The organism is Caulobacter sp. AVps18, from assembly GCF_058681425.1.
The window spans coordinates 1492502-1505090 of the sequence record NZ_CM178737.1; the positions used below are offsets into that span (position 1 = coordinate 1492502).

At 67.5% G+C, this 12589-nt stretch carries 11 protein-coding genes; 6 read left to right on the plus strand and 5 right to left on the minus strand.

From position 1 onward, the window contains the following. Nucleotides 1-58: 58 nt before the first annotated feature. Nucleotides 59-451 carry an acyl dehydratase gene (locus ACW179_RS06925; RefSeq protein WP_492063567.1) on the minus strand — a complete coding sequence of 131 codons (393 nt, stop codon included), beginning with the start codon at nt 449-451 and terminating at the stop codon, nt 59-61. Nucleotides 452-562: 111 nt separating this feature from the next. Here ACW179_RS06925 and ACW179_RS06930 point away from each other — a divergent pair, with 111 nt between their 5' ends. Together ACW179_RS06930 and ACW179_RS06935 are read left to right on the plus strand one after the other, a co-directional pair. After that, on the plus strand, nt 563-2707 hold the full coding sequence (locus ACW179_RS06930; RefSeq protein WP_492063568.1) for a protein-disulfide reductase DsbD family protein: 2145 nt from the start codon (nt 563-565) through the stop codon (nt 2705-2707). A gap of 74 nt (nt 2708-2781) precedes the next feature. Beyond that, entirely contained in the window at nt 2782-3405 is a 624-nt protein-coding gene (locus ACW179_RS06935; protein WP_492063569.1) for a thioredoxin family protein, read from the plus strand. Between the two features lie 52 nt (nt 3406-3457). Here ACW179_RS06935 and ACW179_RS06940 read toward each other — a convergent pair whose 3' ends face one another. Beyond that, nucleotides 3458-4204: a DUF1353 domain-containing protein gene (locus tag ACW179_RS06940; protein ID WP_492063570.1), complete on the minus strand. Its 747-nt coding sequence runs from the start codon at nt 4202-4204 to the stop codon at nt 3458-3460. 94 nt (nt 4205-4298) lie between these two features. Further along, nucleotides 4299-4778: a hypothetical protein gene (locus ACW179_RS06945; RefSeq protein WP_492063571.1), complete on the minus strand. Its 480-nt coding sequence runs from the start codon at nt 4776-4778 to the stop codon at nt 4299-4301. A 106-nt stretch (nt 4779-4884) separates the two neighbouring features. On the opposite strand from ACW179_RS06945, the gene pgi reads away from it, so the two are divergent. Together pgi and ACW179_RS06955 are read left to right on the plus strand one after the other, a co-directional pair. Continuing rightward, nucleotides 4885-6504, plus strand: a complete 1620-nt coding sequence (gene pgi / locus ACW179_RS06950; protein WP_492063572.1) for a glucose-6-phosphate isomerase — start codon at nt 4885-4887, stop codon at nt 6502-6504. A 71-nt stretch (nt 6505-6575) separates the two neighbouring features. After that, nucleotides 6576-7826, plus strand: coding sequence for a UbiH/UbiF/VisC/COQ6 family ubiquinone biosynthesis hydroxylase (locus ACW179_RS06955; RefSeq protein WP_492063573.1), 1251 nt, complete (start codon nt 6576-6578; stop codon nt 7824-7826). 195 nt (nt 7827-8021) lie between these two features. On the opposite strand, the gene ACW179_RS06960 is transcribed toward ACW179_RS06955, so the two are convergent. Both ACW179_RS06960 and ACW179_RS06965 read right to left on the minus strand, forming a co-directional pair. Further along, nucleotides 8022-9071, minus strand: coding sequence for a 1,9-bis(guanidino)-5-aza-nonane synthase (locus tag ACW179_RS06960; protein ID WP_492063574.1), 1050 nt, complete (start codon nt 9069-9071; stop codon nt 8022-8024). 200 nt (nt 9072-9271) lie between these two features. Then, nucleotides 9272-10531 carry a type III PLP-dependent enzyme gene (locus ACW179_RS06965; RefSeq protein ID WP_492063575.1) on the minus strand — a complete coding sequence of 420 codons (1260 nt, stop codon included), beginning with the start codon at nt 10529-10531 and terminating at the stop codon, nt 9272-9274. A gap of 236 nt (nt 10532-10767) precedes the next feature. On the opposite strand from ACW179_RS06965, the gene phnC reads away from it, so the two are divergent. Then, entirely contained in the window at nt 10768-11577 is an 810-nt protein-coding gene (gene phnC, locus ACW179_RS06970; RefSeq protein ID WP_492063576.1) for a phosphonate ABC transporter ATP-binding protein, read from the plus strand. Then, nucleotides 11574-12584, plus strand: coding sequence for a phosphate/phosphite/phosphonate ABC transporter substrate-binding protein (gene phnD / locus ACW179_RS06975; protein WP_492063577.1), 1011 nt, complete (start codon nt 11574-11576; stop codon nt 12582-12584). Before phnC ends, phnD begins: the two co-directional genes overlap by 4 nt. The last annotated feature ends 5 nt before the right edge of the window (nt 12585-12589 follow it).

The following is a 12589-nucleotide window of genomic DNA, read 5'->3' on the forward strand; positions in this document are numbered from 1 at the left end:
GTCTGGAGCTGCTCCAGGGAGCGCTCTTGGCGCCGCCTAGCCGTTCAGGCCCCCCCCCCTACCGCGCGAAAATGCTCCGGGTCAGGCACGAAAACACCAGCCGCCCCGCCTCGTCGAGCAGATCGTGCTGGGCGATGATGATGCCCTTGCCTTCGCCGACCGGGTCCTTGCCCATCACCGTCATGCGGCCGCGCAGCAGTTCGCCGACGGGCGGGTTGCGCATCCAGCGCAGGGCGTCGACGCCTACGCGCTTGGTCTGGGGCCAGGCGGCGCTGGATTCGCTGTCCAGCCGCGACCAGATGGCGAAGGTCATGGCATCGGGCGCGCCGTTCTCGACCGGCCAGCCCGGGGTGAAGGCGGCGATGAAGGCCTCCAGTGACCGGCCGTCCACCGCCCGGGTTCCCAGGGAAACAACCTGGCCAATCTCGATTTCGTCAAAGGCGGCGGGCATGGGCGATCTCACGCTGAAATGGTCAGGGACTGTCCATGCTCACCGGGTGCTTGTCGAGAGCGCCTGTCCGGGCCATGTGTCGTTCCCCGTCTTTGCCCTGAGCACGCTCCGATGTTGATCAAACGACTTGTCGCCACCCTGCAGGGCGTGCTGCTGGCGGGGCTGATGTCCGGCTTCGCCCTGGCGGCCGGACCGGTCCAGACCGGCCATATCGAGGTCGAGCTGGTCGCTCAGGAGGCCGCCGCCGTGCCGGGCGGCACGATCTACGTGGCCCTGCGCCACAAGATCCAGCCCGGCTGGCACACCTATTGGCGTAATCCCGGCGATGCGGGCGACGCCACCAAGATCGTCTGGACCTTGCCCGCAGGGTGGAGCGCGGGCGATATCGTGTGGCCGACGCCGGAAAAGAAGCGGGTCGGACCGCTGCTTGACTATGCCTATACGGGCCAGGTGCTGCTGCCCGTGCCGATTGCCGTGCCGGCCGACGCCAGGCCCGGTTCGACCGTCACGCTGAAAGCCGCCGCCGCCTTCCTGGTCTGCGAAGAGATCTGCATTCCCGAGGACGCGGTGGTCACCCTGGACCTGCCCGTGGTGGCCGGAACGCCTTCGGCCGATCCCAAATGGGGCGCGGTCGTCGCCCAGACCCTGGCCAAGGCCCCCAAGCCTTCTGGCCTCAAGGCCGTGTTCGCCCTCAAGGACGGCGTGCTGAAACTGGCGGTGACCGGCGCGCCGCTGAAGGGCGCCGACATGGCGGGTGCCTATTTCTATCCCTATTCGGCCAAGGTGCTGGACCACGCCGCCGTGCAGGCCATCGAGCGTGGTGCCGAGGGCCTGACCCTGAGCGTGGCGCCGGGCTATGACTTCACCTCAGGCACGGCCCCGGAGCAGGTATCGGGCGTGCTGTCGCTGCCCGGCCAGGCGTTCGAGATCACCGCCACGCCGGGCGCGCCGCCCGCCGGCGCCATGGGGCTTGGCCCGCCGCCCGCCGCCAAGGGCGGCGCTGGTTTGATCGGCCTGGCCGCCGCCCTGCTGTTTGCCTTTCTGGGCGGACTGATCCTCAACCTGATGCCCTGCGTTTTTCCGGTGCTGTCGATGAAGGCCGCCAGCCTGGCCGGCCACGCCCATGACGCCGGCAAGACCCGCCTGCAGGGCCTGGCCTTCCTGGCCGGGGTGGTCGCAACCTTCCTGGCCCTGGCCGGGTTGCTGATCGCGGTGCGGGCCGGCGGAGCGGCCGTGGGCTGGGGCTTCCAGCTGCAATCGCCCGTGGTGGTCGGGGCCCTGGCCCTGGTGATGCTGCTGGTCGCGCTGAACATGTCGGGGGTCTTCGAGTTCGGAACCTCGGTCCAGGGCGTGGGCGCTGGCGTATCGAGCAAGGACGGCGCAGCCGGGGCCTTCTTCACCGGCGCGCTCGCCGTCGTGGTGGCCGCGCCCTGCACGGCGCCGTTCATGGCCGGCGCGCTGGGCTTTGCCCTGACCCAGCCGCCGCTGGTCTCGCTCGCGGTGTTCCTGGCCCTTGCTTTGGGCTTTGCCGCGCCGTTCGTGCTGCTGGCCTTCGCCCCCGCCTTGCTGAGGCGCCTGCCGCGTCCCGGCCCATGGATGGACATGCTGAAAAAGGGCCTAGCCTTCCCGATGTACGGCACGGCCGCCTGGCTGGTCTGGGTCTATAGCCAGCAGACCGACGCCATCGCCCTGGGCCAGATCCTGGCTGCCGCCGTGCTGACAGCGTTTTCGGCCTGGCTCTATGGTCACGCGCAGGGTCGCCGCGTCGCGGGCAAGCCAGCGCCTGTGGCCCTGGTTCTGGCCCTGCTGTCGCTTGCCGGTGCCGTGGGCCTGATCGCTCTGACCTTGAAAGCCCCGCCGCCGGTGGCCGCCGCCGCGTCCGGCGCCGCCGCACCGGCTGGTCCCGGCCTCGCTTCCGAGCCCTGGTCGCCGGAAAAGCTGGCCGCCCTGCGCGCCGAGGGTCGCCCTGTGCTGGTCGATTTCACCGCCGCCTGGTGCGTCACCTGCAAGGTCAATGAGAAGGTCGCCATGTCGGGCCCCGCCGTGGCCCAGGCCTTCAAGGACCAGAACGCTGTGCTGCTGAAAGCCGACTGGACCAACCGCGACGCCACCATCGCCGCTGCCCTGGCCGAGCATGGCCGGGCGGGGGTGCCGCTGTACCTGGTCTATCCGGCCAAGGGCGGTGATCCGGTGATCCTGCCGCAGCTGCTGACCGAGGGCATGGTGATCGAGGCCATCGAGAAGGCGGCCCTGTAAGGGGCTTTTCAGATCACGGCGTGCTGTGACAAGCTGACGAGGCGAGGGGGAACTCTGCCATCAAGGAGCTCGCCATGTCTGCTTCACGTCATCTGGTTACCCGCCGCCTTTTGGTCGCCGGCCTGCCGCTGGTTGCGGTCGCCGCGCCCGGCCTGGTGCACGCCGCCCCGGCGCCGGCCTTCACCGCCCGCGACATGGACGGGAAGACGCGATCCCTGGCTGAATTTCGGGGGAAGACCGTGGTCCTGGAATGGGTCAACGAGGGCTGCCCCTTTGTGAAGAAGCACTATTCGGGCAACATGCAGGGACTGCAGCAGGCCGCTGCGGCCGATGGCGTGGTGTGGCTGACCATCGCCTCGTCGGCCCCGGGCAAACAGGGCTATTTCGCCGACGGCGCTGCGGCCAAAAGCTGGATGACCGCCAAGGGTGCCAAGCCCACCACCGTGCTGCTCGACGCCGACGGGACCGTGGCCACCGCCTACAAGGCCAAGACCACCCCGCACATGTTCGTCATCGATAGAACCGGGAGCGTGGTCTATGAGGGTGCCATCGATGACAAGCCCAGCTCGAAGGTCGAGGACCTGAAGACGGCGAAGAACCTGGTCGCCGCCGCCCTCGGCGATCTCAAGGCCGGCCGCAAGGTGGCGACGCCCTATGTGGCCCCCTATGGCTGCGCGGTGAAGTACAAGGACGCTTAGTGGGGGGACGCTTAGTGGGGGGACGCTTAGTGGGGGAACGCCCGATCGCCGCCTACTTCTTCTTCCCGTCGCCCGGCCAGGGCAGCTTGTTCTTGATCTCGTCCAGCGGGGTCTTGGTCACCACCACGGGCGGCGGGACGTAGACGGTGGGCGCCTTGATCGGATAGGCGCGCCAGCCAGTCTGGATCAGGGCCCCGAAGCCCTGGCACTTGGGCATCACCCGCACTGCGCCGGTGCGCGGCTTGGCGAAGGGCTGGGGCTGGCGAACCTCTTGCCGCTTGGGGTCGATGAACATCCAGTCGCCCGGCAGGCCATAGCCCTTCTCGCCGCCCGTGCGCACGGCCTGATAGGCGATATTGGCCTGGAAGCTGGGCACGCCATAGCGCAGCATGGCCCGCAGGAAGATGGCGTCGGCCTCTTCGCGTTTGCCCGGCTCGCCGATGGCATAGAGCCAGTCGTGGATGATGGCGGCGCGGGCGGTCGGACCCTGCGGATCGATGAAGCTCTGGCCGTACCAGGGGACGCTGGCGAAGTCGGTGACATACCAGCGCGGCACGACGATGACCTTCCCGGTCTCGACGTCGCAATAGGGGAACTCGGCGTCCAGGGTGAACAGCTTGCGCCCGGCCTTGGTCTGGTTGAACAGCACCACCGGCTGCGGCGTCAGGGAGCTGGGCGGGGTTGGGGCGACGACCGGAATATAGACCGTCTCATGGGTCGAGGTCGTGCAGCCGGCCAGGGCCAGGGTCAGGGCCACAGCGGCGGAGGCGGGGAGCAGGGTCGGCGAGCGCGGGGCCATGGTCTCGAAGGGGCTGGGGCGAGGATGCCGGCAGCTATAGCAAGATTTGGGGCAGGGTGATGGCCTTATGCTCAAGCTTGAGCGTCGCGAGGCCTCAGGCGGGCGGCGTCGGCGGGGCGGTGATCACCTCGACATTGTCATTGAGCAGATAGACCATGTCGCGCAGGGCCAGATCCTGGGCCTTGACGGTTGTAGCCGCCCGCATGGCCGCCAGCTTGTCGGGCAGGTCCTGACTGATGCCGCGCAGGATGCATTTGAGGTCATCGACCGCGCCGCGCTCCTTCAGGGTGACGTGGCCTTTCATGTCGAGCGCCGACAGCTCGCCGATCCGGGCGCCGAACCCCTCCAGGTCGTTCAGGGGCATGGCCGGGGCGGCGGGGTCAGTCCCCAGTTGGCGGCGATAGGCCTCGGTCTGGGCTTTCAGCTGCTTCGCGCGGCGGATGATGTCGGCGAACAGGGGCTCGGCCGCGACCGAGGCCGGCGCGGTGGCGGCCGGCGGCGCGGCCTGCAGGGGCGCACTGCTGCCCGAAGCGAGCCAGAGCATGGCGGAAACGGCGACGGCACTGCAGGACATGACATTCTCCCCGCGAAAACATCATTGGTCTTCATGACGCTGCGGTATCCGTTTGGTAAGCCCCTGCGGGTAAACGCCGATTTACCAAGACCGGAAGGACGCTCGCATGGCCGACATCGAAATCGCCTGGACCCGCCTGGAAGCCGCAGCCAAGGCCGCCGGCGACAAGCGCATCGTGGAGCTGTTCGACGCCGAGCCTGGAAGGCTCGAGGCGCTGACGCTCAATGTGGCGGGCCTGCACCTTGACCTCTCCAAGCAGGCCTGGGACGAGGCGGGCCTGGAAGCCGCCCTCGACCTGGCCCACGCCGCCGACGTGGAAGGCGCGCGGGCCCGGATGTTCGGGGGTGAGGCGATCAACAGCTCCGAGGGCCGGGCCGTGCTGCACACCGCCCTGCGCGCGCCAGCGGAAGCCGATTTCAAGGCCGCCGGCGTTCCGGTGATGGCCGAGGTCGAGGCCGTCCGCCAGCGGATGAAGACCTTCAGCGAGGCGGTTCGCTCCGGCGCGATCGTCGGGGCCACCGGCAAGCCGTTCAGGGCCATCCTGCATATCGGCATCGGCGGCAGCGATCTGGGCCCCCGCCTGCTGTGGGACGCCCTGCGGCCGGTACGGCCAGATATCGACCTGCGCTTTGTGGCCAATGTCGACGGGGCCGAGTTCGCCCTGACCACGGCGGACATGGATCCCGAAGGGACCCTGGTCATCATCGTCTCCAAGACCTTCACCACCCAGGAGACCCTGTCCAACGCCACCGCGGCTCGCGCCTGGCTGGTTGAGGCCCTCGGCGAGTCTGGGGCCAACCTGCACCTGGCCGCCATCTCAACGGCGCTGGACAAGACCGCGGCCTTCGGCGTGGCCGATGACCGTGTGTTCGGCTTCTGGGACTGGGTGGGCGGTCGCTATTCACTGTGGTCGTCGGTCAGCCTCTCGGTGGCCGTGGCCTGCGGCTGGGACGCCTTCCAGGGCTTCCTGGACGGCGGCGCGGCCATGGACGAGCATTTCCGCACCGCCTCGCTCGAGAAGAACGCCCCGGTGCTGGTCGCCTTGGCCCAGATCTTCAACCGCAACGGCCTGGACCGCCGCGCCCGCTCGGTCGTGCCCTATTCGCACCGCCTGCGCCGCCTGGCCTCGTTCCTCCAGCAGCTGGAGATGGAGAGCAACGGCAAGTCGGTCGGGCCCGACGGCCGGCCGGCCAAGCGCGGCACCGCCACGGTGGTGTTCGGCGACGAAGGCACCAACGTCCAGCACGCCTATTTCCAGTGCATGCACCAGGGGACCGACATCACGCCCATGGAGCTGATCGGCCTGGCCAAATCCGACGAAGGCCCGGCCGGCATGCACGAAAAGCTGCTGTCCAACCTGCTGGCCCAGGCCGAGGCCTTCATGGTCGGGCGAACGACGGACGACGTGGTGGCCGAGCTGACGGCCAAGGGCGTGTCTGAAGCCGAGATCGCCACCCTGGCCCCGCAGCGCACCTTCGCCGGCAACCGGCCCTCGACCTTGCTGCTGCTGGAGCGCCTGACGCCGCAGACCTTCGGGGCCCTGATCGCCCTCTATGAGCACAAGACCTTCGTCGAGGGCGTGATCTGGGGCATCAACAGCTTCGACCAGTGGGGCGTTGAGCTGGGCAAGGTGATGGCCGGCCGTATCCTGCCGGAGCTGGAGAGCGGGGCCGTGGGCAGCCACGATCCCTCGACCAGCGCGCTGATCGGGCGGTTGAAGGTCTAGGGTTCAAGGGCGGGTCATCGAATTGATGACCCGCTCTGGACACCCCCGCGCCTGCGGCCCATATCCGGGGCATGCGCACGCACGACGCCGATGTGATCATCGCGGGAGCCGGCATGGCCGGGTCCACACTGGCCCTGGCCCTGGCCTCAGGCGGCTTGCGGCCGCTACTGGTCGATCCCCAGCCGTTCGAGGCCCAGCTGGCCCCGACCTTCGACGGCCGTTCCTCGGCCATCGCCTATTCCAGCTTTCGCCAGTGGCGCACGATCGGGGCCGGCGAGGCGCTTGAGCCCCATGCCCAGCGGATCGAGCAGATCCTGGTCACCGACGGCCGCACGCCCAGCGCCAGCGCGCGCGGCGCGTCGCCCGCCTTCCTGCGCTTCGACTCCAGCGAGATCGCCGACCGTTCGGACGGCGAGCCGCTCGGCTATCTGATCGAGAACCGCCAGATCCGCGCGGCGCTCTCAAAGGCCGTCACCGACAAGGCCATTCCCGTGATCGCGCCGATGGCGGCAACCAATCTGGCGGTCGATGCCACCGGCGCGCGGCTGACCCTGGCTGACGGCCGGGTGCTGTCCGCACCTCTGGCCGTCAGCGCCGAGGGACGGGGCTCGGTCCTGCGCAAGGCGGCCGGCATCGGCGAGATCGGCTGGGGCTATGGCCAGAGCGGGGTGGTGGCCACCGTGAAGATGGAGCGCCCGCACGAGGGCGTGGCCCACGAATATTTCCTGCCCAGCGGCCCGTTCGCCATCCTGCCCCTGACCGGTAACCGCGCCAGCCTGGTCTGGACCGAGAGCACGGAGCGGGCCGAAGCCCTGCGCGGGGCCCGGCCCGAGGCCTTCCAGGCCCATTTGATGCGGCGGTTCGGCGAGTTCCTCGGCGCGGTCGAGATCGTCGGGCCGATCTTTGTCTATCCGCTGTCGCTGCAACTGGCCGAACGGCTGGTCGCGCCGCGCCTCGCCTTGATCGGCGACGCCGCCCACGGCGTGCACCCGATCGCCGGACAGGGGCTCAATCTCGGCCTCAAGGATGCGGCCGCCCTGGCCGAGGTGCTGGTCGAGGCCCTGCGAGGCGGCGAGGATATCGGCAGTGACGTGGTGCTGGAGCGCTATGCCCGCTGGCGGCGGTTCGACACCGTGACCAACGCCCTGGCCTTCGACGCCTTCGTCCGCCTGTTCTCCAACGACAATCCCGTTCTGCGCGCCGCGCGCGGCGTCGGCCTGGCGGTGGTCAACCGCATCGCCCCGGCCCGGCGCTTCTTCATGCACGAGGCCGGCGGCGCGGTCGGCGACCTGCCGAGATTGCTGCGCGGACAGACGCTGTAGGAGGCGGGCAGCTCACTGGCCCCCTCCGGATGCTGCGCATCCTCCTCCCCCAAAGGGGGAAGACGGGATCATCTGCCCCCTCTGGGGGCGGACGACCTGCGCAGCAGGTCAGGTGGGGGCAAGTGCGAGCCACAAAAAAGGCCCCCTCGACGGCGTCGAAGGGACCTTTCTGTTTCAGGCCTGAGCCGTCGGGCCTTACTTGCCGAACAGCTTGTTCCAGCGCGGACGCTCGCGGCCCTTCCAGGCTTCGCGGTGATAGGCGTCCGAGGCGATCAGCGGCACCACGGTGGTGGCTTCGGCAAAGACCATCTGCTCATGGGTGGTGTTGACCTTGCCCCAGCTGGCGGCCTCTTTCAGGGTCGAGGACGAGCAGGCGCCGTCGCGCACGTCGGCGACGGTGATCTGGATGGCGTACTTGTGCATGTCGGCTTCGACGCCGAGGATCTCGGCGCAGACCACGGTGTCCTGGGCGAAGTTCTTGGGAACGCCGCCGCCCACCATGAACAGACCCGTCGTGCCGGCCGCAATCTTGATGTCGGTCAGTTCGCGGAAGTCGGCGACCGCGTCGATCATCAGATAGGGCTGCTTGGCGGCGATGCGCTCCTTCTGGTGCTTGACCAGGCCAAAGCCGGCCGAGCTGTCGACGAAGGCCGGGCAGAAGATCGGCACGCCCTGCTCATAGGCGGTCTGGATCAGCGAGCCGGGCTTCTTGGCGTTGCCCTCAGACAGCCACTTGCCCATTTCCCAGATGAACTCGCGGCTGGAATAGGCGCGCGGCTCCAGGCGATTGCAGATCTCCAGGATCGTGTGATCGCAGTTCTGGAGCTCTTCCTCGTCGATATAGGTATCGTAGATGCGGTCGATATAGTTGTCGCGCAGCACATTGTCGTCGACCGGGCCGGCGGCCTGATAGTGCTTGAAGCCCAGGGCCTCGAAGAAATCCATGTCGACGATGCTGGCACCCGTGGCGACCACGGCGTCGATCATGCCGTTCTGCACCATGTCGCGATAGACGTGCATGCAGCCGCCGGCCGAGGTCGAACCGGCCAGGATCAGCCACGGCGAGCAGGACTGGTCTTCCAGGGCCATGTTGAAGATGTCAGCGGCGCGGGCGGTGTCGCGGCTGGAGAAGCTCATCTTGCGCATGGCGTCGATGATCGGGCGGGCGTCGAAGGACGTGATGTCGATGTGCTCGACCACGTTCTGGAGCAGTTCGGCTTTTGTATTCGGAACGGGAGCGTTCATCGCTTCGGTTTCCCTGACTTTGGACGCCCGTCGTTGGTCGAAACCCTTCGCCGGGACGGAGCAACCGGCGGGGGAAACAGGTTTTGCGCCGTGACGGCCCCCTCCGGCCCTCCAGGCCACCTCCCCGAAGGGAGAGGTGGCCCGCAGTGACTGGGGAGGTCCTCACGGCGCTTGAACGTCTAAACGCCTAACACGTCAAATCAACGACGACGCTTGCGCTTGCCGGCCGCGCCCTTGGGACGCGAGAACCGCACGACCTTGCGCTCTTCCGACTCCGGCTTGTGGGTCGGGATCGAGCGCTTGGCCAGGCCGTACATCGAGGCCATCGGCGCGTCCTGGACCTCGACGGTCTCGTTCTCGCCAAAGCCGTTGAAGCGGGTCGACATGGCCACGCCGTATGCGCCCAGCATGCCGATCTCGATATAGTCGCCTTCGTCCACGCTTTCGGGCAGGTAGAAGGGGCCGGGCATGTGGTCGACGCTGTCGCAGGTGGGTCCATAGAAGCGGAAGGGCTTGAGGCCGTCTTCCACCACTTCGCCGTTCTTGCGATAGGCCTTGACCGGGAAGGGCCACTTCATGTGCGCCGCATCGAACAGCGAGCCGTATGACCCGTCGTTCAGATAGAGCGCGTCGCCCTTCTTCAGCTCGACCTTGACCAGCAGCGACGAGGCTTCGGCCACCAGGGCCCGGCCGGGTTCGCACCACAGCTGGGTCGACTCGTGGACCATCATTTCGGCAAAACCGCGGTCGATGGCGGCCAGGTACTCGGACATGTCCGGGGGCACCATGCCGGGATAGATCGACGGGAAACCGCCGCCCACGTCCACGACATCAGCCAGCACGCCGGCCCGCACCAGGGCGCGCGAGGCCTGGGCCATCGCCGCCTGATAGGCGGTGGGACGCATGCACTGGCTGCCGACGTGGAACGATACGCCCATCAGATCCTGGGTGGCGCGGCGGGCGGCCAGCAGCAGGGCCGGGGCGTTGTGCGGCTCGACGCCGAACTTGCCCGACAGGCTGTAGGCCGCGCCCTCGGCCTGCACGCCCATGCGGACGATCAGGTTGAGGTCCTTGGCGTTACCGGTCGCGTCGAGGATCTTGGCCAGCTCTTCATGGGTGTCGAACGAGAAGGTCCGCACGCCGTGATCGAAATAGGCGGCCGAGATCGCAACCCGGCTCTTGACCGGATGCATGAAGGCCATGCGCGAACCCGGGGCGTGTTCGCCCACCAGCTCGATCTCGTTGAGCGATGCGACGTCGAATGACCGCACGCCGGCCTTGACCAGCTCGTGGATCACCCACGGCGAAGGGTTGGCCTTCACCGCGTAAAAGACATCGCCTTTAAATTCAGCCTGGAACCAGCGCGCCGCTACCGACACCGCGTCCGGTCGCACAAGTGCGACAGGACGTTCCGGTGACCGCTCGCGGACCAGGTCCAGGGGTTCATGGTACGTGTGCAATTCACGTAGACCCCTGCAAAAGTTAAACCTAGCCGGCGTTAGCAGCGCTTATGAGGACTTCGGGTCCGCCGGAGCCGTGCGAAATAGGGGTATAGCCCCCCGATGTAAAGTCCCTTTCGGACCCGGTCTCCGAGGCGAATTGATCCATCGATTGTCACAAATCCATTGCGGAGTGCGGCCAAAGCGGTGAACGGATTTTACACAGCCTGAAACCACGTTAAGGATTCGCCCCGACCATGACGTCGGACCCAGTTCTCTCGATCCGCGCCGCCTCCAAGACCTTCGGGTCTCGTCGGGCGCTGGACTCCGTTTCGCTCGACGTTTGTCGCGGCGAGATGATCGCGCTCATCGGCCCTTCGGGCTCGGGCAAATCCACTCTGCTGCGCTCTATCGACGGTCTTCAGACCATTGATGAAGGGCAAAAGGGCGAAGAGGGCGGCGTGATCACCGCCTTTGGCGGCCCGGTCCAGGCCAGGGGCAAGGTCAGCGATCAGGTCCGCAAGGCCCGGGTGCGCATCGGCTTCATCGCCCAGCAGTTCAACCTGGTCGGCCGGCTTTCGCTGTTCAGCAATGTGGCGCTCGGCTCGCTGGGTCGCATCCCGTTCTGGCGCGGCGTGTTCGGTACCTGGCCTGAAGAGACCAGGACCGCGACCATGGCCGCCCTGCACCGGGTGGGGGTCTCAGACTACGCCGCCCAGCGCGCCAACACCCTGTCGGGTGGTCAGCAGCAGCGCGGGGCCATTGCCCGCGCCCTGGTCCAGAAGGCCAAGATCATCCTGGCCGACGAGCCCGTCGCCTCGCTGGATCCGGTCTCGGCCCGCAAGGTCATGGAAATCCTGCGCGACCTGAACAAGTCCGACGGCCTCACGGTGGTCGTCACCCTGCACCAGGTCGATTACGCCCTGCGCTATTGCGACCGGGTGGTGGCCCTGAAGGCCGGCAAGAAGGTCTATGACGGCCCGGCCGACGGCCTGAAACGCGAACAACTCATCGACATCTACGGCCCGGAATTCGAGGACGTATTCTGGGAAGGAGCTCCACAATGATCCGCCGCAGCCTGTTCATCGCCGCCGCAGCCGCCATGGCCTTGTCGGCCTGCTCGCCCAAGCCCGTCGCCGAGGGTCCCAAGGACACTGTCGTGTTCTCGATCCTCTCGACCGAGTCGGCCCAGAACATGGAGAGCTACTGGAAGCCCATCCTGGCCGACATGGAAAAGCAGACCGGCCTGAAGGTGAAGCCGTTCTTCTCGTCCAACTATTCGTCGCTGATCGTGGCCATGGGCGCCGACCAGACCGATGTGGGCTGGTTCTCCAACCAGTCGGGCCTGGAGGCCGTGCGCCGCTCGGGCGGCGAGGTCTTCGCCCGCACCTTCGATCCGTCGGGCACCGACGGCTACAAGTCGGTGATCATCGTGCCAGCCGACAGCAAGCTGACCCTCGCCGACCTGCTGAAGTGCGACAAGACGCTGAACTTTGGCATCGGCGACAAGAAGTCGACCTCGGGCACGCTGGCCCCGATGACCTATGTGTTCATCCCGGCCGGCAAGAAGCCCGACACCTGCTTCAAGACCGTGCTCAGCGCCAGCCATGACGCCAACCTGTTCGCGGTGGCCAACAAGAAGCTGGACGCGGCCACCAACAACACCACGGCCCTGCGGCTGAACGGTGATCGCGGCGCGGCCCAGTTGAACAAGGTCAAGGTGATCTGGGAATCGCCGACCCTGCCCGAAGATCCGATCGTCTGGCGCAAGAAGCTTGACCCCGTGGTCAAGGAAAAGGTCCGCCAGTTCTTCCTGACCTATGGTCAGGGCGACACCCCGGTCGCGGCCCAGCAGCGCGCCAACCTGGCCAAGTTGTCGATGGGTGGCTTCCTGCCCGCCGACAACACCCACCTGCTGGTGGTACGCGAGATGGAAGCCCTGGAGCAGTTTGGTCTGGCCAAGGAGTCGGGCGACCCCGCAAAGATCGCCGCCGCCGAGAAGACGCTCGACGAGGTCAAGGCCGAGCGCGTCGCCGCCGAGGGCAAGGCCGGCGTTACCGCGCCGGCCAACTGAGACGC

Coding starts and splice junctions, on each gene's coding strand:
- pgi (WP_492063572.1), top strand. CDS start 4,885: ATGGCCGACATCGAAATCGCCTGGACCCGCCTGGAAGCCGCAGCCAAG.
- phnD (WP_492063577.1), top strand. CDS start 11,574: ATGATCCGCCGCAGCCTGTTCATCGCCGCCGCAGCCGCCATGGCCTTG.
- phnC (WP_492063576.1), top strand. CDS start 10,768: ATGACGTCGGACCCAGTTCTCTCGATCCGCGCCGCCTCCAAGACCTTC.
- ACW179_RS06930 (WP_492063568.1), top strand. CDS start 563: ATGTTGATCAAACGACTTGTCGCCACCCTGCAGGGCGTGCTGCTGGCG.
- ACW179_RS06925 (WP_492063567.1), bottom strand. CDS start 451: ATGCCCGCCGCCTTTGACGAAATCGAGATTGGCCAGGTTGTTTCCCTG.
- ACW179_RS06955 (WP_492063573.1), top strand. CDS start 6,576: ATGCGCACGCACGACGCCGATGTGATCATCGCGGGAGCCGGCATGGCC.
- ACW179_RS06940 (WP_492063570.1), bottom strand. CDS start 4,204: ATGGCCCCGCGCTCGCCGACCCTGCTCCCCGCCTCCGCCGCTGTGGCC.
- ACW179_RS06935 (WP_492063569.1), top strand. CDS start 2,782: ATGTCTGCTTCACGTCATCTGGTTACCCGCCGCCTTTTGGTCGCCGGC.
- ACW179_RS06945 (WP_492063571.1), bottom strand. CDS start 4,778: ATGTCCTGCAGTGCCGTCGCCGTTTCCGCCATGCTCTGGCTCGCTTCG.
- ACW179_RS06960 (WP_492063574.1), bottom strand. CDS start 9,071: ATGAACGCTCCCGTTCCGAATACAAAAGCCGAACTGCTCCAGAACGTG.